22 protein-coding genes and 2 tRNA genes are annotated in these 20,436 nt (G+C 57.0%); 16 read left to right on the forward strand and 8 right to left on the reverse strand.

What is annotated here, in order from left to right:
• The first annotated feature begins 19 nt into the window (after nucleotides 1-19).
• The 9 genes from cysS to groL all read left to right on the forward strand — a co-directional run bounded on the left by cysS (nucleotide 20) and on the right by groL (nucleotide 7,581).
• Complete coding sequence (gene cysS, locus M2118_RS00475) at nucleotides 20-1,426, forward strand: cysteine--tRNA ligase (RefSeq protein ID WP_280794006.1); 1,407 nt, start codon at nucleotides 20-22, stop codon at nucleotides 1,424-1,426.
• Complete coding sequence (rlmB, locus tag M2118_RS00480) at nucleotides 1,416-2,411, forward strand: 23S rRNA (guanosine(2251)-2'-O)-methyltransferase RlmB (RefSeq protein ID WP_280794007.1); 996 nt, start codon at nucleotides 1,416-1,418, stop codon at nucleotides 2,409-2,411. Before cysS ends, rlmB begins: the two co-directional genes overlap by 11 nt.
• 87 nt (nucleotides 2,412-2,498) lie before the next feature.
• Nucleotides 2,499-3,410 carry a DsbA family protein gene (locus M2118_RS00485; protein ID WP_280794008.1) on the forward strand — a complete coding sequence of 304 codons (912 nt, stop codon included), beginning with the start codon at nucleotides 2,499-2,501 and terminating at the stop codon, nucleotides 3,408-3,410.
• 38 nt (nucleotides 3,411-3,448) lie between these two features.
• Nucleotides 3,449-3,521: transfer RNA gene (locus tag M2118_RS00490), tRNA-Thr, on the forward strand.
• A 1-nt stretch (nucleotide 3,522) separates the two neighbouring features.
• The gene (locus M2118_RS00495) at nucleotides 3,523-3,780 is read left to right on the forward strand and encodes a DUF3263 domain-containing protein (protein ID WP_280794009.1); all 258 of its coding nucleotides are present in this window, start codon (nucleotides 3,523-3,525) and stop codon (nucleotides 3,778-3,780) included.
• Nucleotides 3,781-3,792: 12 nt separating this feature from the next.
• The gene (locus tag M2118_RS00500) at nucleotides 3,793-4,341 is read left to right on the forward strand and encodes a LytR C-terminal domain-containing protein (protein WP_280794010.1); all 549 of its coding nucleotides are present in this window, start codon (nucleotides 3,793-3,795) and stop codon (nucleotides 4,339-4,341) included.
• 129 nt (nucleotides 4,342-4,470) lie between these two features.
• Nucleotides 4,471-4,674, forward strand: coding sequence for a cold-shock protein (locus tag M2118_RS00505; protein ID WP_110234406.1), 204 nt, complete (start codon nucleotides 4,471-4,473; stop codon nucleotides 4,672-4,674).
• 69 nt (nucleotides 4,675-4,743) lie between these two features.
• Complete coding sequence (locus M2118_RS00510; RefSeq protein ID WP_280794011.1) at nucleotides 4,744-5,778, forward strand: DUF3048 domain-containing protein; 1,035 nt, start codon at nucleotides 4,744-4,746, stop codon at nucleotides 5,776-5,778.
• 183 nt (nucleotides 5,779-5,961) lie between these two features.
• Nucleotides 5,962-7,581, forward strand: coding sequence for a chaperonin GroEL (groL, locus tag M2118_RS00515; protein WP_280794012.1), 1,620 nt, complete (start codon nucleotides 5,962-5,964; stop codon nucleotides 7,579-7,581).
• Between the two features lie 67 nt (nucleotides 7,582-7,648).
• Here groL and M2118_RS00520 read toward each other — a convergent pair whose 3' ends face one another.
• The 6 genes from M2118_RS00520 to M2118_RS00545 form a co-directional block, all read right to left on the reverse strand.
• Nucleotides 7,649-7,939, reverse strand: a complete 291-nt coding sequence (locus M2118_RS00520; protein WP_280794013.1) for a WXG100 family type VII secretion target — start codon at nucleotides 7,937-7,939, stop codon at nucleotides 7,649-7,651.
• A gap of 137 nt (nucleotides 7,940-8,076) precedes the next feature.
• The gene (locus M2118_RS00525; protein WP_280794014.1) at nucleotides 8,077-9,528 is read right to left on the reverse strand and encodes a sensor histidine kinase; all 1,452 of its coding nucleotides are present in this window, start codon (nucleotides 9,526-9,528) and stop codon (nucleotides 8,077-8,079) included.
• Nucleotides 9,529-9,618: 90 nt separating this feature from the next.
• Nucleotides 9,619-10,311, reverse strand: coding sequence for a response regulator transcription factor (locus tag M2118_RS00530; RefSeq protein WP_280794015.1), 693 nt, complete (start codon nucleotides 10,309-10,311; stop codon nucleotides 9,619-9,621).
• A gap of 120 nt (nucleotides 10,312-10,431) precedes the next feature.
• Entirely contained in the window at nucleotides 10,432-12,066 is a 1,635-nt protein-coding gene (locus M2118_RS00535) for a DNA repair helicase XPB (protein ID WP_280794016.1), read from the reverse strand.
• 41 nt (nucleotides 12,067-12,107) lie between these two features.
• A complete protein-coding gene (locus M2118_RS00540; protein ID WP_280794017.1) occupies nucleotides 12,108-13,850 on the reverse strand; it encodes a helicase-associated domain-containing protein in 1,743 nt (580 codons plus the stop codon).
• 25 nt (nucleotides 13,851-13,875) lie between these two features.
• Nucleotides 13,876-14,139 (reverse strand): hypothetical protein, encoded by a 264-nt coding sequence (locus M2118_RS00545; RefSeq protein WP_280794018.1) that lies wholly within the window; start codon nucleotides 14,137-14,139, stop codon nucleotides 13,876-13,878.
• A gap of 70 nt (nucleotides 14,140-14,209) precedes the next feature.
• Here M2118_RS00545 and M2118_RS00550 point away from each other — a divergent pair, with 70 nt between their 5' ends.
• Both M2118_RS00550 and M2118_RS00555 read left to right on the forward strand, forming a co-directional pair.
• Nucleotides 14,210-14,590: a cold-shock protein gene (locus M2118_RS00550; RefSeq protein WP_110234385.1), complete on the forward strand. Its 381-nt coding sequence runs from the start codon at nucleotides 14,210-14,212 to the stop codon at nucleotides 14,588-14,590.
• Nucleotides 14,583-15,194: a DUF3027 domain-containing protein gene (locus M2118_RS00555; RefSeq protein ID WP_280794019.1), complete on the forward strand. Its 612-nt coding sequence runs from the start codon at nucleotides 14,583-14,585 to the stop codon at nucleotides 15,192-15,194. Before M2118_RS00550 ends, M2118_RS00555 begins: the two co-directional genes overlap by 8 nt.
• Nucleotides 15,195-15,197: 3 nt before the next feature.
• Here the strand turns inward: M2118_RS00555 and serC are convergent, their stop codons facing one another.
• On the reverse strand, nucleotides 15,198-16,310 hold the full coding sequence (serC, locus tag M2118_RS00560) for a phosphoserine transaminase (protein ID WP_280794020.1): 1,113 nt from the start codon (nucleotides 16,308-16,310) through the stop codon (nucleotides 15,198-15,200).
• Nucleotides 16,311-16,376: 66 nt separating this feature from the next.
• Here serC and M2118_RS00565 point away from each other — a divergent pair, with 66 nt between their 5' ends.
• The 5 genes from M2118_RS00565 to M2118_RS00585 all read left to right on the forward strand — a co-directional run bounded on the left by M2118_RS00565 (nucleotide 16,377) and on the right by M2118_RS00585 (nucleotide 19,434).
• Nucleotides 16,377-17,075, forward strand: coding sequence for a metal-dependent transcriptional regulator (locus M2118_RS00565; protein ID WP_280794021.1), 699 nt, complete (start codon nucleotides 16,377-16,379; stop codon nucleotides 17,073-17,075).
• Nucleotides 17,076-17,291: 216 nt separating this feature from the next.
• Nucleotides 17,292-18,080 carry a hypothetical protein gene (locus M2118_RS00570; RefSeq protein WP_280794022.1) on the forward strand — a complete coding sequence of 263 codons (789 nt, stop codon included), beginning with the start codon at nucleotides 17,292-17,294 and terminating at the stop codon, nucleotides 18,078-18,080.
• A 269-nt stretch (nucleotides 18,081-18,349) separates the two neighbouring features.
• Nucleotides 18,350-18,847, forward strand: a complete 498-nt coding sequence (locus M2118_RS00575; protein WP_280794023.1) for an HNH endonuclease — start codon at nucleotides 18,350-18,352, stop codon at nucleotides 18,845-18,847.
• 28 nt (nucleotides 18,848-18,875) lie between these two features.
• Nucleotides 18,876-18,950 (forward strand) — tRNA-Arg (locus M2118_RS00580).
• Between the two features lie 223 nt (nucleotides 18,951-19,173).
• Nucleotides 19,174-19,434: a hypothetical protein gene (locus M2118_RS00585; protein WP_280794024.1), complete on the forward strand. Its 261-nt coding sequence runs from the start codon at nucleotides 19,174-19,176 to the stop codon at nucleotides 19,432-19,434.
• 453 nt (nucleotides 19,435-19,887) lie between these two features.
• On the opposite strand, the gene M2118_RS00590 is transcribed toward M2118_RS00585, so the two are convergent.
• A complete protein-coding gene (locus M2118_RS00590; RefSeq protein ID WP_280794025.1) occupies nucleotides 19,888-20,280 on the reverse strand; it encodes a recombinase family protein in 393 nt (130 codons plus the stop codon).
• Nucleotides 20,281-20,436 lie beyond the last annotated feature (156 nt).

Genomic DNA, 20,436 nt, shown 5'->3' on the forward strand with positions numbered 1-20,436 from the left:
TCGCAGGTAGGCTAAACACGTGAGTATTCGTCTTTTCGACTCGAAGGAGCAAGCCCTTCGGGACTTTTCTCCGCTGACCCCCGGTCAGGTTGGAATGTACGTCTGTGGACCCACCGTGCAGTCGAGCCCCCACGTGGGACACCTGCGCAGCGCCCTGGTCTATGACCAGCTGCGCCGCTGGCTGACCCACGAGGGCTACCAGGTCACTCTGGTGCGTAACGTCACCGACATTGATGACAAGGTTTTGGACAATGCCCGAGCCGGCGGAGTCGAAGAATGGTGGGCTCTGGCCTATCGCATGGAGGCAGAGTTCACTGCTGCCTATGACTTGCTCGGTATCGGGCGCCCCACCTATGAGCCTCGTGCCACCGCGAGCATCCCTGAGATGATCGCCATAATTGAGCGCCTCATTGAACGTGGTCACGCTTACCCCGCCGCTGATAGTTCCGGCGATGTCTACTTCGACACTGCGTCTTGGTCTGCATATGGCGAGCTCACGAACCAAAAGCCTGCCGAGATGGAAGCTGCCGCTGATGCAGATCCTCGTGGCAAGAAGGCACCGCAAGACTTTGCCCTCTGGAAGGGTCACAAGGCAGGCGACCCCGAGTCTGCTTCCTGGAAGTCCCCGTGGGGAACTGGCCGTCCCGGATGGCACATCGAGTGCTCGGCCATGTCCACCAAATACCTCGGAACATCCTTCGATATTCACGGTGGTGGGCTTGACCTTCGCTTCCCGCACCACGAGAACGAACTGGCACAGTCCGCTGCAGCCGGTGATGGTTTCGCTCAGTATTGGCTTCACAACGGACTGGTTTCCGTCGGCGGTCAGAAGATGAGTAAATCGTTGGGCAACTCTGTTTTTGCTGCAGACCTTCTCGATAAGGCCAAGCCGGTCGTCCTGCGATACCTCCTCAGTTCTGCGCAATACCGCTCCACGTTGGAACTCCACGACGGTGCCATCGCTGAAGCGAAGGCATCCTTTGAGCGCATTGAAGGATTCCTTGATCGGGTCATCCGTGACGCGGGAGAACTGGTCTCTGCTGATGTTCCTGCCACGTTCCGTGCCGCGATGAACGATGACCTTAACATTCCTGCTGCGCTCGCCGTGGTCTTTGACTTGGTGCGCTCAGGCAACAGTGCGCTGGATTCTGGAGACAGCGCAACTGCTGCTTCTCAGGCTGCTGAAGTTGCGGCGATGCTGGATGTGCTGGGCGTGAACCCCCTCGATGCTGCATGGGCATCTGATTCTTCCCAGGGCGATGCCGCCTTGGATCTCTTGATGGCTGAACTCCTTGAGGCACGTGCGACTGCACGTGCGAACAAGGACTTCGCCACCGCAGACCTTCTCCGCGAGCGACTTGCCGCGGCTGGAATCACGATCGAAGACACCCCATCTGGGGCACATTGGAGTTTCAATGGCAGGTAAGCCTCGGGCTGGAGCAGTCCGCAAATCAGGTAAAGGTCCTGTCAAGGGAACAGGTGGCTTAGGTCGTCGCGCCCTCGAAGGTAAGGGACCCACCCCTAAGGCAGAAGACCGCGAGTGGCACCCCGCCGGCAAGGCGAAGATCCGTCGCGACAAGCTGGCCTCCATGGGCAAGCTCAACCGCAACACCGTTGACGGTCAGCGCAAGGCTGCGCCTAAGCGCAGCAAGGCTAACGATGACACTGAAGTAGTGACCGGTCGTAACTCGGTACTTGAGGCACTGCGTGCCAAGATTCCTGCGACTGCCCTCTATATCGCCACTCGTATTGAGATGGATGACCGCGTCAAGGAAATGTTGCAGATTGCCACCCAGCGTGGCATTCCCATCCTTGAAGTGATGAAGCCAGAGTTGGACCGCATGGGCGGATTCGACTCGGTTCACCAGGGTGTTGCAGTCAAGGTTCCACCCTACGAATATGCCCACCCCAACGACCTGTTGGAGAAGGCATTCGATTCCAAGAAGGCACCGCTGTTCGTGGCATTGGATGGAATTACCGATCCTCGTAACTTGGGTGCGATTATTCGTTCCACCGCTGCCTTTGGTGGCGACGGCATCATCTTGCCTCAGCGTCGCTCGGTCGGCGTGACTGCAGCTGCCTGGAAGACCTCTGCAGGTGCGGCAGCGCGCCTGCCGGTCTCCATGGCATCGAACCTCACCGCGACCATCAAGTCCTTCAAGGATCAGGGTGTCTTCGTGATTGGTCTCGACGGCGGCGGCGACACCATGCTTCCCGGTCTGGAGTTGGCCGATCGCCCACTCTTGATTGTGGTGGGTAACGAGGGCAAGGGCCTGTCCAAGTTGGTCACAGACAATTGCGATGCAATCGTCTCGATTCCCATCTCGGCCAGCACCGAGTCCCTCAATGCAGGTATTGCTGCCAGCGTTGCACTCTATGAAGTAGCCCGAATTCGTTCAGGCACCGTTTAGTAATTTCCCAGAGTTCACACGTACTCTAGTTTTCTACGTGTTGACTTACGTCTATTTACGTCCCCCACCTATTTGGAGAAAACGAGAATGAGCACCGGAGCCCACGGCAACCGACCTACTCGAAACCAGCAGCGTGAAGCTGCTCGTGCGAAGGCTAAAGAACTTCGCGAACAGCACAACAAGAACGAGAAGCGTCGCAGACTATACATCCAAGGTGGTGTTGCAGTTGCGGTGATTGCCATTGCAGCAATCTTTATCTCGACCATTGCGACCTCAGCACCTAAGGAAGGTCCACGCCCCGCCAACATGGCTAGCGACGGCATCGTCCTCAGTGGTGCTGGCATGGCCGGTGTCCTCAGCGAAGCAGGTTCTCCTGGCGCTGACCCTGTTGCCAACATTCCTATGCCGGGTTCATCCACCGTCTCCATTGAGGTGTACCAGGACTACATCTGTCCTGCTTGTAAGGCATTCGATGAAGCAAATGCTCAGCAGCTGCAGACATTGGTAGAAGCCGGTGCAGCAACTCTCGAGCTTCACCCGATCGGCATGCTGGCAAACCAGTCTGCTGGTACTAAGTACTCTCTCCGCTCGACTGCAGCTGCAGCGTGTGTAGCGAACTACTCACCTGACACCTTCTGGAAGGTCAACCTTGCACTCTTCGCAAACCAGCCTCAAGAAGGAACTCCAGGTCTCAATGATGACGAGCTCACTGCTCTGATTGATTCTCAGAAGCCGAAGAACCAGTCCAAGATTGCCAAGTGCATCAAAGACAAGACCTTCATGCCATGGGCATCTCAGGCAACTGACTACGCACTAGCTGGTCCCATGGCTCAGGCAGCCAAGGACTCCGGTGCAGCCGGTGTGGGAACACCCACCATCCTGGTCAATGGCAAGGTTTACACCGGTTCGATTGTTGATTCCAAGGAATTCTTGGCATTCATCACTCAGGTTGCTGGTGAGTCAGCTTCCACAACTCCCGCTACTCCTGCCGCAGGTTAGGATTAACGGGTCGTGAAGTAATTCGTTACTTCACACAAGCCGACTTGGCGCAATTGGTAGCGCACCGCTCTTGTAAAGCGGGGGTTGTGGGTTCGAGTCCCATAGTCGGCCCGTGTTTGACGAGCGTGATCGTGCCATTCTCGACTTTGAGCGTGAATGGTGGCAGCACCCCGGTGCGAAGGAAGATGCGATCCGACAAACTTTCGGTTTGTCTCCTGCTCGCTACTACCAGGTACTGGGCAAACTGATGGATTCAGAAGCCGCACTGGCCTATGACCCCATGTTGGTCAAAAGACTGCATCGAGTTCGAGAAGATCGCCAGAGTTCTCGCCAGAAACGGGTTAACCCCGATTCCCCAGAAAAGAACTGAAAGAATAGAGCCATGGCTGAGAAAACAGAGCGCGACCAGTTCGATGACCTAGCCCCTGGTCTGGATCGTCGTGGGGTTCACCGCGCTCCGAAGCGTCGCGGCGCTGGCTTTGTTCCTTTCGCCTGGGCTGCACTGGCAACCGGCGCACTTGTTGTGGGTGGCGTGGGCACACTGATTGTCACCAGCGACAGCATCAGCATGAAAGATTTCGAGGGCATTTTCGCTTTGCCCACCGCCGCAGCATCGGCCACGCCAAAGGCAACTGCCGTTCCGACTGTGGATCCTGCCTCTGTGGTTAACGTGCTCAACGCAACCGGTGAAACCGGTGTTGCTACCGCCGTGGGCGACCAGATTGCCACAGAAGGCTGGACCGTGGGCACAAAGTCCAATGCCAGCGAGACGGCTGAACAGACGTTCATCTACTACGGCAACCCTTCTCTCGAAGGTGCAGCTCGTGGCCTTGCCCAGTCTCTGGGTTACGGCGAAATCAAGCTCACCGATAAGTACATTGAGAGCTCAGCGCAGCTCACTTTGGTAGTGGGTCTGGACTACGCCGGCTAAATCGTTGTCATATTGCGACTATTAAAAGTTAGGCAAGGCTAACTGTTTTGTGCTATTCCCCAGTAGTGTGAAACTAACGGCACAAGCGATTTGTGTGTGTCGGTTGGGATACTGCAATTGGAGTTACACATGGCCACTGGAACCGTTAAGTGGTTCAACGCTGAAAAGGGCTACGGTTTTGTAACCGTAGACGGCGACGAGCAGGACGTATTCGTCCACTACTCCGCTATCGACATGAACGGCTACAAGGTCCTCGAAGAGGGTCAGAAGGTTGTTTTTGAAATCGGTACCGGAAACAAGGGTCCTCAGGCTGAGTCGGTTCGACTGGCTTAAAGCCTCGTAATATTCGGGCACGCCCGAGCTAACGCCGTCCACGATAGTGGGCGGCGTTAGTCTTTGCCCGTGACTACTTTTTCGCGAACTCTCTCCCGTGTTGTTGGTGTGGCAGCTATCAGTGCTGTGGCACTGGGCTTGGCGGCCTGTTCTGGCGGAGCCAGCGCGCCGGCAACTCCTGACTACAAGTCCACCTACAAGGCGCCTGCGGCCGTTGCCTACGCACCCCTGACGGGTGTGGCATTGGCAGAAGGCACCACTGTGGGTCCAGCACTCTCGGTGAAGATCTGTAACGTCTTCCACTGCGAGCCCCAGGATGGCCTCAACCAGTCAGACGTGGTCTTCGAGGAAATCGTCGAAGGTGGCATCACTCGCTACGTCGGCATCTGGAACTCTAACGTTCCGGTCAGCGTCGGCCCCGTGCGCTCCTTGCGCCCCATGGACGCAGATATTGCCGCTCCTTTCGGCGGCATCATTGCCTACTCCGGTTACGGTGCCCAGGAAACTCGTGACCTTGCTGTCGACACTGGCCTGGTCAACGTCACCGAGAACGATCCTGCGATGTACCGCAACGACTACAACGTTGCTCCCTACAACTTGATGCTGCACGCACAGGAAGTCATCGCCGCAAACGCTGGACTGGCTGCCCCTGCACAGCAGTGGGCCTACGCCGGTTCACTGGCAACCTCGACTGCAGTTCTGGATGGAACGCCTGCAACGTCAGTTCAGAGCATCTTCAGCAACTCCTCTGACAACACCTGGACCTATGACGGTGCTGGTCGTTACCTGCGTACCCAGTGGGAAGGTCCTGACCTTGACCTCACCGGTGCTCAGCTTTCGGCAGCAAACATTGTCATCATGCGTGTGAACGTGGATGAGTTCGTGGGTGTTCCCCGTACCCGCATGGTCGACTCCGGTGAGCTCTTCGTGCTCAGCGGCGGCAAGGTTGTTCACGGCACATGGAGCAAGGCCGCAACGGCTGCTCCCATCGTGTTCAAGGGCGACAACGGCGTGACCATTCGCCTGGCTCCCGGTAACACCTGGATCGAAATGGTTCCCCTGGAATCCTACGTATCTGGCGGTACAGTCAACATCGCAGGATAAGTTTCCTCACCTTCACAGAAGCCCACCCCTCACGGGGTGGGCTTCTTGCATGAGGTGGCTTTCGCTGACCGCGGACGTACTTGCACTCGGGGCATGAGAGTGCCAATATTGAGTTAGCACTCGATTGAATTGAGTGCTAATCCCTGCAGTATTTCTGACGTCCGGGAGGGACGAAAAACAACCATGGCAAAAATTATTGCTTTTGATGAAGAGGCACGTCGCGGTCTAGAGCGCGGTCTGAACATCCTTGCTGACACCGTCAAGGTCACCCTTGGCCCACGCGGACGCAACGTCGTCCTCGAAAAGAAGTGGGGTGCCCCCACGATTACTAACGATGGTGTGTCTATCGCGAAGGAAATCGAACTGGACGACCCCTTCGAAAAGATCGGCGCCGAGCTGGTTAAGGAAGTTGCCAAGAAGACTGATGACGTCGCTGGTGATGGAACAACCACCGCTACCGTTCTCGCTCAGGCACTCGTTCGCGAAGGTCTTCGCAACGTAGCTGCTGGTGCAGACCCCATCTCGCTCAAGCGCGGTATTGAGAAGGCTGTTGAAGCTGTTTCTGCAGAGCTCATCGCTAACGCGAAAGAGGTTGAGACCAAGGAAGAGATCGCAGCTACTGCATCTATCTCCGCAGCTGACCCCGAGATCGGCGCACTGATCGCTGAAGCTATCGACAAGGTCGGTAAGGAAGGTGTGGTCACCGTTGAGGAGTCCAACGCTTTCGGCACCGAGCTCGAGCTCACTGAAGGTATGCGTTTCGACAAGGGTTACCTCTCCGCTTACTTCGTTACTGACCCAGAGCGTCAGGAAGCAGTATTCGAGGACCCTTACATCCTCATCGTGAACAGCAAGGTTTCCAACATCAAGGACCTGCTGCCTATCGTTGACAAGGTCATCCAGACCGGCAAGCAGCTGCTCATCATCGCGGAAGACGTCGATGGCGAAGCACTTGCAACCCTCGTGGTCAACAAAATCCGTGGCATCTTCAAGTCAGTAGCCGTCAAGGCTCCTGGCTTCGGTGACCGCCGCAAGGCCATGCTTCAGGACATCGCCATCCTCACCGGTGGTCAGGTTATCGCTGAAGAGGTCGGCCTCAAGCTCGAGAACGTTGAACTCGACATGTTGGGTAAGGCTCGCAAGGTTGTTATCACCAAGGACGAGACCACCATCGTGGAGGGTGCTGGCGACGCTGAGCTCATTGCAGGTCGCGTTGCTCAGATTCGTGCTGAGATCGACAACACTGACTCTGACTACGACCGCGAGAAGCTCCAGGAGCGCCTGGCTAAGCTCGCTGGTGGTGTTGCAGTCATCAAGGCTGGTGCCGCTACTGAAGTTGAACTCAAGGAGCGCAAGCACCGTATTGAGGACGCTGTCCGTAACGCGAAGGCTGCTGTTGAAGAGGGCATCGTCCCCGGCGGTGGTGTTGCACTCATTCAGGCTGGCAAGATCGCTTTCGAGAAGCTTTCTCTCACTGGTGACGAAGCAACCGGTGCGAACATTGTTCGCGTCGCTATCGAAGCTCCTCTGCGTCAGATTGCACTCAACGCAGGTCACGAGCCCGGTGTTGTTGTTGACAAGGTTCGTTCACTGGCAATCGGTTGGGGCCTCAACGCTGCAACCGACGAGTACGTTGACCTGATGGCTGCGGGCATTATTGACCCAGCTAAGGTAACTCGCTCGGCTCTGCAGAACGCAGCATCGATTGCAGCCCTGTTCCTCACTACTGAGGCAGTTGTTGCAGAGAAGCCTGAGAAGGCAGCTCCTGCAATGGGTGACCCTTCGGGTGGCATGGACTTCTAAGTCCAAACAAACCAAGAAAGAACGCCTCCCCGCCGATTGGGGAGGCGTTCTTCGTTTCTTTCTGCGGTTACACGCGGAACATGCGTGCCGTGGCCTGCTCAATGTCCATGTATTGCTGAGCAGCCAATGAAAGTGCGTGGTTGATGGAGCTCAGGCTCTCATCAACGCGTTGAGCGGTCAGATGCCACTCTGAGACCACCGCCTGGAATGCGGTGGCTGCAGTGCCGCTCCAGGAGCCCTGCAGGTTACTCAGCTGGGAATGCAGAGCCAGCACCTCACTCTGAATGCGCGAGATGGACTGCTGCGCAGCTGAGCTGGCATGGAAGACAGCTTCGCTGTCGACGTGAAAGACGGACATGAGTTCTCCTTGAATGTCAGGAGAGCGCATCCGTCCCCTGAGCGGAGGGGGGAGTGCTGCGGGCCGGATGCGCTCTGAGACCCAAGATAAGCAAACAGACAGCGCCCAGGCGGCGCAGGAGTGAGGCTGTGGAGTGCTTAGGCTTCGAGAGGGGTGTGGACGACAGGGAGGGTCACGGAGAACGTGGCGCCGCCACCCTTGGTCGCAGTGACATCAATACGGCCTTGGTGAGCCTTCACGATCGAAGCCACGATGGCCAGACCTAATCCGCTTCCACCAGTTTCGCGGGCACGAGAGTTATCTGCGCGGTAGAAGCGCTCAAAGATTTTCTCGCGGATCTGCTTTGGAATGCCGGCACCGTGGTCCACGACAGCGATAGTGGCCTCGCCAGCGGCATCGTCGTGGCTCACGACGAGCTCGAGGGGAGTTCCGGTATTGGTGAAGCGCAGGGCATTCCCCATCAAGTTGGTGACCACCTGGCGGATCTTGTTCTCGGCAGCGAAGATCTCAACAGAGTCACCGTTAACCGTGATCGTGCGTTCAGGATCAAAAGCACGAGCGTCGAGGGCAGCGTCGTGGGCGATCGTGAGGAGGTCGAAGGTGCCAATCTCGAGAGGACGTGTTTCATCCATCCGGGCGAGTTCAAGAAGGTCCTCAACGAGGGCACCCATGCGAATGGCTTCCTTCTCGATGCGCTCCATGGCCTGACCAATTTCTTCAGGAGTCTGGAGTGCACCCATCCGGTAAAGCTCGGCATAGCCGCGAACAGAGACCAGGGGAGTGCGCAGCTCATGGCTGGCGTCACCGACGAATCGTTGCATCTGATCGATCGTGCGAGCACGGTCAGCAAAGGCGCGGTCGATCCGGCCCAACATGATGTTGAGCGAGCGGTTCAGGCGGCCCACCTCTGTGTTGGTGGGTGACGTGGAGGGAAGACGAAGGCTGAGGTTGCCATCAGCAATGGCAACGGCGGTGTCCTCCACCTCGCGCAGAGGCGCGAAGGTTGTGGTGACCAGGAATCGTGTGAGCAAAGCGCCCACAATCACAATCGCAATTCCGAGGCCTAAGAAAATGCTGAGGTAGGTGGTCATCAGCTTGTCCACACCCGCAGTGGAGAGTGCAACAACAACGGTGCCAAGAGTTCCGGTGGCGTCATCAAAGGTGACGGGAACGGCAATGGCATGGAACAGGGTTCGGCCATTGGTGGACTTCACGGGGAAGATCGCCCCGTCCAAGGTGGTGGCCTGTGCAACAGTGATGCCGTTTGCCAGCTGGGGGCGAATGGCCTCGGCCTTCTCCGTCCAGTTCTGTTCCAACAGAACACCGCTCGCGCTATACACCGCGTAGTAGTAATCCGTGGGAGCAGATTGGCTGGGTGTGCCCGTCTTGCTCAGGCTCAACACACTGGAGAGATCCTGCTGAACCGATTGCAGCTGGGTATCAAGCTGACCAATCAGAGCTGGCTTGAGCATGGCCATGGTTCCAATACCGGAAACCAGCAATCCAATCGTCAGCAACAACACTGTGACGCCCGTCACCTTGGTTCTCAAGGAGATGGCGTTCCATCGGTCATTGAAATTGAATCGCATCAGGAACAATCTAAGCAGGTTCTAGGTGGGGAAATGCTGAAAGGGCGAGACCTAGTGGTCCCGCCCTTTCGACACTGGAGGTGTGTGTGATTAGGAAGCCTTGGCAACCTTGAGCATGTATCCGAATCCACGCTTGGTGGTGATGAGCGGTTCGGTGGAGACGGCGTCCAGCTTGCGACGGAGGTAGGAGACATAAGACTCCACGATTCCAGCGTCACCGTTGAAGTCGTATTCCCAGACGTGGTCAAGAATTTGTGCCTTGCTCAACACGCGGTTGGGGTTGAGCATGAGGTAACGCAGCAGCTTGAACTCGGTGGGGCTGAGCTCAACCACGGCGTCGTTGACAACGACCTCGTGAGTGTCCTGGTCCATTGAGATCTCACCAGCACGAATAAGGGCTTCTTCATCTGCCTGCATGGTGCGGCGGAGAATGGCCTTGATGCGAGCCACGATTTCATCGAGGCTAAAGGGCTTGGTCACGTAGTCATCGCCACCGACGGTGAGACCCATGATCTTGTCCTGGGTGTCGTCCTTCGCGGTGAGGAAGAGAATGGGGGCGGTGTATCCGGCCGAGCGCAGACGCTTGGTCACGGAGAAGCCGTTCATGTCTGGAAGCATCACATCGAGCACGATCAGGTCGGGCTCTTCTGCAAGTACTGCCGAGATTGCGGCTGCGCCATTGCCAACAGCCTGAACGTTGAACCCGGAGAACCGAAGACTTGTGGTCAGGAGGTCTCTAATGTTGGGTTCGTCATCAACTATGAGGATTCGTGGGTTTTCCATGTCTCTAGTATCTGACTGTTTCCTGAATGTAACCTGAGAGTTTTTAGACAGCGGACTGTGCGCACGCTGAACACAGGCGTATTCCCAGTACTTAGGCGGGGAATTGGCAGAAAAGAAAAGTTAGACGGTGTGGCCGTCAACGATTTCGTAGGAGTATCCCTGCTCTGCAAGGAAGCGCTGACGGTTCAGGGCGAATTCCTGGTCCACAGTGTCGCGAGCCACAAGTGTGTAGAAGGTGGCCGTGAAACCGCTCTTCTTGGGACGCAACAGACGCCCTAGTCGCTGGGCTTCCTCTTGGCGTGAACCAAAAGCACCCGAGACCTGGATCGCCACACTGGCTTCAGGGAGGTCAACCGAGAAGTTTGCTACCTTGCTCACCACCAGCACAGGTTCGCTTCCGTCGCGGAACGCGTTAAACAAACGCTCACGCTCATCGACTGGAGTAGCTCCCGTGATCTCAGGAACACCGAGTGCTTCACCGAGTGCAGCCAGCTGATCTAGGTATTGCCCAATGACCAGCACGCGCTCACCGGGGTGGGCGGCAATGAGTTTCTTCGCAATGGCAATCTTCACTGGAGAGGTCGCAGCAAGGCGGTAACGCTCGGCGTCACTGGCTGCGGCATAGATCAGTCGCTCTTCAGGGTCGAGGTCAATACGAATCTCTTTGCACTCAGCAGGAGAGATAAAACCTTCTTGCTCGATTTCTTTCCAGGGCGCATCAAAGCGCTTAGGCCCAATCAGGCTGAACACGTCAGACTCTCGGCCATCCTCGCGCACGAGTGTGGCGGTCAAGCCCAGACGGCGACGAGCTTGCAGCTCGGCCGTCAGCTTGAACACAGGTGCAGGAAGCAGGTGGACTTCGTCATAAATGACCAGGCCCCAGTCCAGGGCATCCAAGAGGGCCAGGTGAGCGAACTCACCACCGCGCTTGGCGGTCAAGATTTGATAGGTCGCGATGGTGACCGGCTTGATCTCCTTGGTTGCGCCCGAGTACTCACCAATTTCATCAGCGGTGAGGGAGGTGCGCTTAAGAAGCTCATCTCGCCACTGGCGTGCGGAGACAGTGTTGGTGACCAAGATCAAGGTGTCTGTCTTGGTGGCTGCCATCGCTCCGGCACCGACCAACGTCTTTCCGGCACCACAGGGAAGAACCACGACTCCCGAGCCACCCTCCAGGAAGTTCGAGACGGCCTTCTCTTGGTAGTGACGCAAAGCCCAGCCGTCGGTTGCCAGATCAATGTCGTGGTGAGCGCCGGGCTTATATCCGGCATTGTCCTCGGCAGGCCAGCCGAGCTTGAGCAGTTCTTGCTTGAGCTGTCCACGTGCCCAGGCAGCTACCTCGTAGCTGCCGTCCTCACGCTTACCTTCAAGCAGTGTGGTGACCTTCTTAGAGCGAGAAACCTCTGAGAGAACAGCAGCATCAGTGCCCTTGAGAATGAGCGTGCCTTCGGCATCGCGTTCGATTGTCAGGCGCCCATAGCGGTTGACTGTCTCCGCGATGTCGATGGTCACACTCGCAGGAACCGCATACTTTGAATACTTCTCGAGTGTGCCCAGAATTTCTTCTGCGGTGTGGCCGGCAGCACGTGCGTTCCACAGACCCAAACGGGTAATCCGATAGGTGTGAATGTGCTCGGGAGCGCGTTCAAGTTCGGCAAAGACAGCGAGGTCGTGACGAGCATCCGCAGCGTCCGGGTGCGCCACCTCAAGCAGTACTGAGCGATCGCTTTGAACGATCAACGGTCCATCGGGCATCTCTCTACGTTACTCCGGTTGAGAGGGTGCCCAGGACAGTACTACCCAGCGCGAACAGCAGTGATGTGGGACGCAGGCAGAGTGCGCTCCACTTCAGTGGTGCGATCTAGGCAGCGCAGTCGACCGTTCGAGAAGCCCTTAGGTTCAATGGTGAACTCGCGCTCACCATCAGGCATTGACACGGTCACAATGAGAATGCTCTTCTCGCGCACGGCGACATCCAGCTGACGAGCAATCCAGGTGGCATCATCTGTCGTTGCCGCTTCACGACTGCCACGCAGTCGTTGAACCAGAGCAACGTGAGGACTGACCGGCTCTGGCTGCAACTCGATGCTGCGACGGTGAACAGGTGCCGCAATGATCTTGCCGCTGGCGTCTTCAAGCTGTGCAGGATACTTCGCATCCAACAGTGCATTGAGAACAATTCCAGCTGAGATAGCTGTCTGGAGTGAATCTTCCGAGACGGGACGCAGGCCAAGAGAGTGCAGGGAGTGGTCAGCGTTGATGGTGCGCAGCACCAACAGGTCGCTGGCCTTGACCACGGTGTGACCAGAAACTTCGCGCACACGAATGGTGCCAAAGCGCTCACCCAAGTCAGTGATGAAGTAACCCACGGCCTGAGGAATATCTGTGGCTGCCAGAGAGGTGAGGTGCTCCAAGATCTGAGCAGCTGTTGTGCCCTGCGCCAAGAGGTGGTTGGTGCCTTGCGCCGTGATGCGGAAGGTGGTGGCCAGTCCTCGGGACTCCACCACACAGAGTTGACGCATGAAGACATCATCTGCTGGGGTGAGTGGTCCTGGAGCCACAACAGTGAAGTCGTGCTGCACGAAAACATGCTCAGCAAAGGGAGGCACCACGGCAGCGATTGCTGCGTTCACAGCCTTCCAATCGCCGGCAAGAACAGCGCGGCCAACGCCGGTGACGCTGCCAGCGGTGGAGAGTCCTAAGAGTTCAGCGTCGCTCAGGCGCTCAGTTAGAGCGCCGTCAAGCCAATCGTGACCCAGAGGGTAGTGAACCTCGAGCCAGGCGCTCAGTTCGGGACCCCAGTTAGATTCGGTGCTGAGCACTGCGTGAAGGTCTGCGCCCAGGCTTGCCGACCACGCTGTGGTCACCGCAAGCCAACGCTCAGCTAGAGGCAGGTGCAGCCAATCATCAAGCTTCTCCGTCGCCATCCACCAGCCACTGTTCTTTGCCAGAATTCCGGAGAGCTTTCCCAAAGCAAGAAGTGCTGTTGGTGTGATCTCGGAACTCGGCATCAAGGGAGCCAGGCGCTGTGAATCCTGAGCGCTGAGACCACCACGAGCAAGTTCTTTCACATGGTGAGACTCAATCGAACGAGCCAACTCATCCAGCGAGGTAATGGCAGAAAGAGCCGTCTCGAGAGCTGCAGCATCGCGCAGCTCCGAGCCCTTCTCTGCCTTGCTGGGCTTGTCTGCCTTCGCAGGAGAAAGCTTGTCGGTTGCGCTGAGAATGACGGCGCTGACCTCGGGGTAGAGCTCAGGCTTTTTTCCCTCAGGGCCAAGAAGAGCGTGTTCGAGGGTCGCCGACAGCGAAGCTTCTGCGGACGCTGTGCCAGTGGCGGCTAGCTCACGCAGCTGGAGCAATTGCTCCAGAGGCAGGCGGCGCACAGCGCTGAGGATGGACTCCTCAGCCAGCAGTGCATCTGCTAAATCGAAGTAGTCCTTGATGGTGGTGCTGGTAGTGAGGCGGGTTGAGGCAAGCTCAGAGAGCTGCTCATCGGTCAGCGCGCGCAGGCGCTTAGAAAGTTCTAACGAGGAAGACACAGGCTCCTACTTGCCCGTAGGCGAGTTAACGAGAACCCGCAGATGCGTCGCGGCGGCGACGAACCATATTGATGATGAGCAAAGAGATCATCAGGATGAAGCCGATGGGCAGACCAACACCAGGCAGTACTAATACAAATTGTCCGAAGGCACTCGTGAGATCAAGACGCGTAATTCCCGCGGTGACAATGGCCAAAAACGCGAGAATCGAAACTCCCACAATGGCCACAACCATCGTTCCCAGGATGCGCTCGAGACGTGTTGCTTCGTATGTATCGTTTGTTGCCATACCTCTAAGGATAGGTGCCATCTGTTACCTCTGAGTAAACTGGGGGTTGCACCAACCGCAGGAGGAAAAAATGCCAACCGGCAAAGTGAAGTTTTACGACGAGGAAAAGGGCTTCGGCTTTATTTCTACCGACGACGGCCAGGAAGTATTCCTGCACGTCTCCGCCCTGCCCGAAGGTGCCAAGGTTCGCCCCGGCTCTCGCCTCGAGTTCGGTGTTGCCGAAGGTAAGCGTGGAGCACAGGCACTCTCTGTCCGCGTGCTCGAGACTCCTGCAGGTCGCGAGAAGCTTGACCGCAAGCCAGCTGACGACATGTCCATCATTGTGGAGGACCTCGTCAAGCTTCTTGACGGCATTGGCAACAACCTCAAGCGTGGTAACTACCCTGACAAGGCACACAGCAGCAAGATTGCAGCTTTGCTTCGTCGCGTAGCAGACGACTTTGATGTCTAGGCCATTCCCCGTTCTCACTGCTGCCCACCAGAGTCTTGCGCTCGCTGCGCTGCATGAAATCACCACTGCAGAAAGCATTGGTGAGCTGATCGAAGAAACCATCGATCACGATGGTGTTGCCACTTTGCACTACGAGTGCAAGCTCGATGGCTACCCCAACTGGGTGTGGAATGTGTCTCTTGCCACCCTCGAAGGCGAAGAGCCCACCGTGATGGAAGCAGAACTGCTTCCTGTTGAGGGTGCACTGGTTGCTCCTGAGTGGGTGCCCTGGTCTGTTCGTCTTGCTGAGTTCTTGGAAGCGCAGAAGCAGGCTGCTGCTGCGGGCATCGTTCTTGATGAAGAACTTCCCGAAGGACTCCTTGACCTCGCAGAGGGTGCACTTGATGGCACCATCCTCGATGACGAACTCGAAGACCTCGATGACTCAGATGCTGATGACAGCGACGAGGAAGATGAAGACGACCTCGACGATGACGAGGACGACGATGAAGAGGATGATGACGACGAGGAAGATCTCGTGTCAGCACCCACTCACAGCGGAGATATCGACGGAGTCGATATCGATGACCTCGACGACAGCGCTGACGCTGACGACGAGGACTAATCCTTAGAGGCGCTCGAGTACGTACTCGATTGAGGCAATCAGCGCTGCAACATCGCTGGGCTCAATCGCAGTGAACGTTGCTACGCGCAGCTGGTTACGACCGAGCTTGCGGTAAGGCTCGGTGTCCACGATGCCGTTGGCACGAAGCACTTTGGCAATCGCTGCAGCGTCGATGTCGTCATTGAAGTCAATAGTGACAACAACCTGCGAGCGGTGCTCTGGGTTAGTGACAAATGGGGTGGCGTAGTCGACGCGGTCTGCCCAGCTATAGAGCAGGTTGGACGATTCCTTGGTGCGCGCATCTGCCCAATCGAGACCACCAGAGGCATTCATCCAGTTGATCTGCTCTTCCAGCATGACCAGAGTTGCCACCGCAGGAGTGTTGAGGGTCTGCTCGAGACGAGAGTTATCGATGGCGTTCTTGAGGCTCAAGAACTCAGGGATATAACGGTCGGTGGCAGCAATGCGCTCCACGCGCTCAATTGCTGCAGGGGAGAACAGTGCGAACCAGAGACCACCATCGGAAGCAAAGTTCTTCTGTGGAGCGAAGTAGTAGACGTCCGTCTCAGCTGCATCGATCTTGATTCCGCCGGCAGCGCTGGTGGCATCCACCACAGTAAGTGCACCGGCGTCACCGTGAACGCGCTTCACGGGTGACATCACGCCAGTAGAAGTTTCGTTGTGTGCCCAGGCGTAGGTGTCGATGCCTGGCTTAGCTTCTGCATCTGCACGGGACCCGGCAGGGGCGTTGATCACGTCTGGAGCAGTGAGCCAAGGGGTCTTCGCCGCGGCAGCAAACTTGCCGCCGAATTCACCACAGACCATGTTCTGGCTCTGCTTCTCAATCAGAGAGAACGCAGCGGCATCCCAAAATGCAGTGGAGCCACCATTGCCGAGAAGAACTTCGTAGCCGTCAGGCAAGTTGAAGAGGTCACTCAATCCTGAGCGCACACGGCCGACCATGTTTTTGATGGGGGCCTGGCGGTGGCTGGTGCCCAGCAGCTGCGCTCCCACCCCAGCGAGTGCGGCAACTTGTTCGGGGCGAACCTTGGAAGGTCCGCAGCCGAAACGGCCGTCAACGGGAAGAAGTTCGCGGGGGATGGTGATGTCGGCCATAAGACAATTCTAGGGTTTGGGCCGAAGCCCAATTTTCCACCTCAGCCCGCGAGTAAAGTAGTGAACATGACAGATCTGATCGACACCACGGAGATGTATCTGCGCACCATCCTCGAGTTAGAGGAGGAGAACATTGTTCCCTTGCGTGCGCGAATCTCTGAACGTGTGGGCCACTCCGGACCCACCGTGTCTCAGACTGTTGCCCGCATGGAACGCGACGGACTTGTCTTGGTTTCGGATGACCGGCACTTAGAGCTCACCCCAGAGGGGCGCTCAAAGGCTGTTCACGTGATGCGTAAACACCGTTTGGCTGAACGACTACTCAGCGACATCATTGGCCTTGAATGGGAATACGTCCATGACGAAGCCTGCCGCTGGGAACACGTGATGAGTGATCGGGTTGAGCGCCGCATTATGGAGATGCTGGGTAACCCCACAGAGTCTCCTTACGGCAACCCCATTCCGGGTCTTGAAGAACTCGGCATGGAACCTGCAGAAGGTTTTATGGAAGGTGTTGCCAACCTGCTTGACCTGCTTCAGGCTTCTGGCGAAGAGAGCACAGGCGTTGTTCGCCGTTTGGGCGAACCTGCCCAAATCAACCCGGAAACCCTGCAAGAGTTCTCTTCAGTTGGGCTTAAACCCGGTGCCACAATTTCCTTCAAGCGAGATGGTGACCGAGTCCGTGTCTCTGCCACAGGATTCACAGCTTCACTCGATTTACCACTAGATGTTGCGGTCCACATCTTCGTTGAACACAGCTTGTAGTAAATCACCCGTTACCTTTTTGTGATTTTGTCGTGTCGCTGATGTGACTTTTGACACCTCTTCGCGTAGTCTGAAGAAGCTTTACAACCACCAAACGGTTGCAAAGCCACATAACGAGACGTCCCAACCCCCGTCTCTCGATATGTGAAACGAAGCGACTTTCGCATCGTGACGGGGTAAGCAACCTAGCTTGTTGGGGCGCCGGAGGTTATTCCCTTGGCCGAATTAGGTAACGACGAATTCTCGTCACGCCGTGAGCGCAAGCTCGCGGAAAAGAAAACAATTAAAAAGACTGCTCGCTCTTTCGCATCTTCTGCACGTGAGCGCGGTACCGCATTAGTTTCTGCTGCCCAGGAGGTACCAACAGTAAAGCCTGCACTACGTGCAGCACGCCCTGCACGCACCGAAAACAACGGTCGCAACTGGGCTCGTGCCGGTGTGATGGCTGTTGCACTGGGCCTGATGGCCACCTTCTCACTCCCCGCCTACGCTATTGACTCCAGCGATCACGTTGATGTTGAGGCATATAAGGCTCAGCTTGCTGCAGAAGCTCAGGCACTTGTTGTCTCTGGCGATGCTGCGGTTTCTGCAAGCCGCGATGGATACTCCACCGCTGCAGCTGTGACTGTTGCTACTGCAGCTCGCGCATCATCTTCCGCACGCATTTCTGTCGATGTTTCTGGAATCGCGTCAAACTCAGCACTTCTCAACACCGCATTGAACTTGATTGGTATGCCCGGCGACTGCACTGCATTCATTGAGCAGGCACTGCGTAACCTGGGTTACTCGGTTCCTGACCTGGGCCCCATGCAGTTCGGTGGCTATGGCACCGTCTTCAGCGACCCCAACCAGGTTCAGCCTGGTGACATCATGATGCGCGGCAACCACGTCGCAATTTATGCCGGTAACGGCCTGGCTGCTCAGGGTGGTATTGGTGGAACCTCAGTTCTCTCCTCTATCTCCGCTGACCCCTACAGCTACGCACTCTTCGTTCGCGTCGGCTAACACCTCAGTATCTGCCGGGTTAACACCCGATAACGATTCGGCGTGCCTGCTAGCGCTATTGAGCGTGCGCTGAATACTCTGAACTCAAGCATTAAGTGCGGAGGGTTCATGAAACTTCACGAACGAATAGGTGGGCGTCTACGCGCACGTCTTCGCTAGGGCATTGTCGGTCACGACGGTGCCCTTGTGTGTTTCTCTCCCTCCACTCAATGTGACCATTCGGCAAGCAGCCTGCACGCCATGCAGGCCCCAACTCGAAAGGACCCACCGTGCGCACCTTGGTACTCAACGCAGGATATGAACCACTGGCTATCGTCTCTTTTAGGCGAGCTCTGATGCTGGTGATGAGCCAGAAGGCCACGGTGCTCCGTGCAGATGCAGACCACCCGGTCGAAGCCATTACGGCACAGTTTGATCGCCCTTCGGTCATCGTGCTCTCACGCTATGTTCGCGTTCCCTATGCACGTCGAGTTCCCCTCACGCGACGAGGTGTGCTTCGCAGGGACAGCCATCACTGTGCGTATTGCGGCAAAAGTGCCAACACTATTGACCATGTCATCCCCAAGTCCCGCGGGGGAGCAGAGTCCTGGGAGAACCTCGTTGCCTGCTGCTTCAAGTGCAACAACATCAAGTCCGATCGCACGCCCCAAGAGATGGGCTGGCGCCTGAGGATTACTCCCCGCATGCCTGCTGGCCCCAGCTGGTTTGCCATGGGTCTGGACCACCGGGACACTGCCTGGGATGACTACCTGGCACCTGCTGCCTAGATAACTCCTGCGCTTAGACTGGAGTAACGCCTCTGTAGCTCAATGGAAGAGCACCTCCGTCCTAAGGAGTTGGTTGGGAGTTCGAGTCTCTTCAGGGGCACCATAGACGGCTTACTCGAACCATCACCCCCATCCATGGCGGTGAGCAGGTCGTCTACGGTTTGCCAGCTTGTCTGGTTGTTTCGCGCCGCTCGAGCGATCTTCGGGTCATGCTCGCGAATTGCTGCATGGGCTTGACGCAGCACCGCCTCGTGATCGAGACCGACTTGAGTCGCCTCGAATCCTGTCTGTGCTGCGAGTAGTTCGCCAAGGGGTGCAACCATCTCGTGGCCGACAACTTCGTCGTTCATGACGAAGATGCGTTTGAAGATTGCCTGATTGAGCTTGCGACGTGTCTCGTTACTCGCTTGCGCACACAGCTCTTCCGGTCGCGCGAGGAGCTTGAGGCACTCGTTGATGAAGTCTGCACCAGCGGAGAGGTCGTCGTTGACGTCGTCCAGCTGGGTTTGAAGGGTCAATCGCGCCCTCTCGATCTCGCGCAATTTGGCATGGATTTTGGCCTTGGCGATCTGGCCATCTGCCGCTAAGTCAATGAGATTCTCTTCTTTGACCCCAAGGGCTTTGATCTGCTGTTGGAGCTGACTCCGAAGCAGTCTTTGCGTGTCCGCCGCATCCTGGAGGGCTCCATCCATGCTCGCGCGAACGGCCTCGATGAACTCGGGCTTGAATCGAATAGTGCTGTAGTGCTCTAGGACTGCGTCCTCGACTTTTACCTGACTTGCGTATCGAGAGTCGCATGCACCTTCTTGTTTGCCTCGGCAGAAGAAGTAGAAGTATGCCTCCCCGTTGCGCCCGATTGACCGCTGCACGATCATGCGGCGATCTTCGATCTGGTGCTGGCGGTAGCACTGCCCGCACCAGAGGCTGCCCTTCAGGTAGTGGTCGTAGACACGTCGACGCTCACCGGCCACCCCTCTCGTTTCGAGCAGATCCTGCACCTTCTGGAAGAGCTCTTCCGACACAATCGCTGGATGCCGACCCTAGTAGATCTCGCTCTTGTAGGTGACGAGCCCGAGGTAGTACCGATCCTTCAGCAGTTGCGACATCTTCGAGATTGACACTGGTCCAGCGGGGTGAGGACCCGTTGGTCGGGTTGTCAGCCCTCGGTCTGTCAGCTCGTCCACGATGTCTTCTAGGGTGTGGTCGCCAGAGGCATAGAGCTCGAACGCGAGCTTGACGAAGGGTGCGCGTTCGGTGTCTATGCCGACGGCGCGAATCTCTCGCCCGTCGAATCGGTCGATTGTGTTGAGGTACCCGATGGGTGCCCGTCCGAGTGTGCCCCCGGTCTTCGCCTTCTGTCCCATTTTGTAGGAGATGTCCGCTCCGTCCTTGGCCGAGCGGTATTCGTTGAACGCTGCGAGAAGTCCCTGCATCAATTGCCCGACAGGAGACTCGTCGATGCTCTCGGTTGCGCGAGCAGATATGGCGAAACTTCAGGAGGCTCGTCGATCAGGTTGGGGTGCGCAATTCTCTCGGGAATGAGTGGAAGGCGACCCTCGACCATCTCGACTAGGGGCGCGGGAGAATGC

This window comes from Aurantimicrobium minutum, from assembly GCF_029892845.1.
GTDB classification, from domain to species: domain Bacteria; phylum Actinomycetota; class Actinomycetes; order Actinomycetales; family Microbacteriaceae; genus Aurantimicrobium; species Aurantimicrobium minutum_B.

Bases quoted from the DNA above. Each gene is read 5' to 3' on its own strand.
- rlmB (WP_280794007.1), top strand. From the start codon at position 1,416: ATGGCAGGTAAGCCTCGGGCTGGAGCAGTCCGCAAATCAGGTAAAGGT.
- M2118_RS00535 (WP_280794016.1), bottom strand. From the start codon at position 12,066: ATGCCCGATGGACCGTTGATCGTTCAAAGCGATCGCTCAGTACTGCTT.
- serC (WP_280794020.1), bottom strand. From the start codon at position 16,310: ATGGCCGACATCACCATCCCCCGCGAACTTCTTCCCGTTGACGGCCGT.
- M2118_RS00545 (WP_280794018.1), bottom strand. From the start codon at position 14,139: ATGGCAACAAACGATACATACGAAGCAACACGTCTCGAGCGCATCCTG.
- M2118_RS00530 (WP_280794015.1), bottom strand. From the start codon at position 10,311: ATGGAAAACCCACGAATCCTCATAGTTGATGACGAACCCAACATTAGA.
- M2118_RS00505 (WP_110234406.1), top strand. From the start codon at position 4,471: ATGGCCACTGGAACCGTTAAGTGGTTCAACGCTGAAAAGGGCTACGGT.
- M2118_RS00550 (WP_110234385.1), top strand. From the start codon at position 14,210: ATGCCAACCGGCAAAGTGAAGTTTTACGACGAGGAAAAGGGCTTCGGC.
- M2118_RS00520 (WP_280794013.1), bottom strand. From the start codon at position 7,939: ATGTCCGTCTTTCACGTCGACAGCGAAGCTGTCTTCCATGCCAGCTCA.
- M2118_RS00485 (WP_280794008.1), top strand. From the start codon at position 2,499: ATGAGCACCGGAGCCCACGGCAACCGACCTACTCGAAACCAGCAGCGT.
- M2118_RS00565 (WP_280794021.1), top strand. From the start codon at position 16,377: ATGACAGATCTGATCGACACCACGGAGATGTATCTGCGCACCATCCTC.
- M2118_RS00525 (WP_280794014.1), bottom strand. From the start codon at position 9,528: ATGCGATTCAATTTCAATGACCGATGGAACGCCATCTCCTTGAGAACC.
- M2118_RS00555 (WP_280794019.1), top strand. From the start codon at position 14,583: ATGTCTAGGCCATTCCCCGTTCTCACTGCTGCCCACCAGAGTCTTGCG.
- groL (WP_280794012.1), top strand. From the start codon at position 5,962: ATGGCAAAAATTATTGCTTTTGATGAAGAGGCACGTCGCGGTCTAGAG.
- M2118_RS00590 (WP_280794025.1), bottom strand. From the start codon at position 20,280: ATGCAGGGACTTCTCGCAGCGTTCAACGAATACCGCTCGGCCAAGGAC.
- M2118_RS00500 (WP_280794010.1), top strand. From the start codon at position 3,793: ATGGCTGAGAAAACAGAGCGCGACCAGTTCGATGACCTAGCCCCTGGT.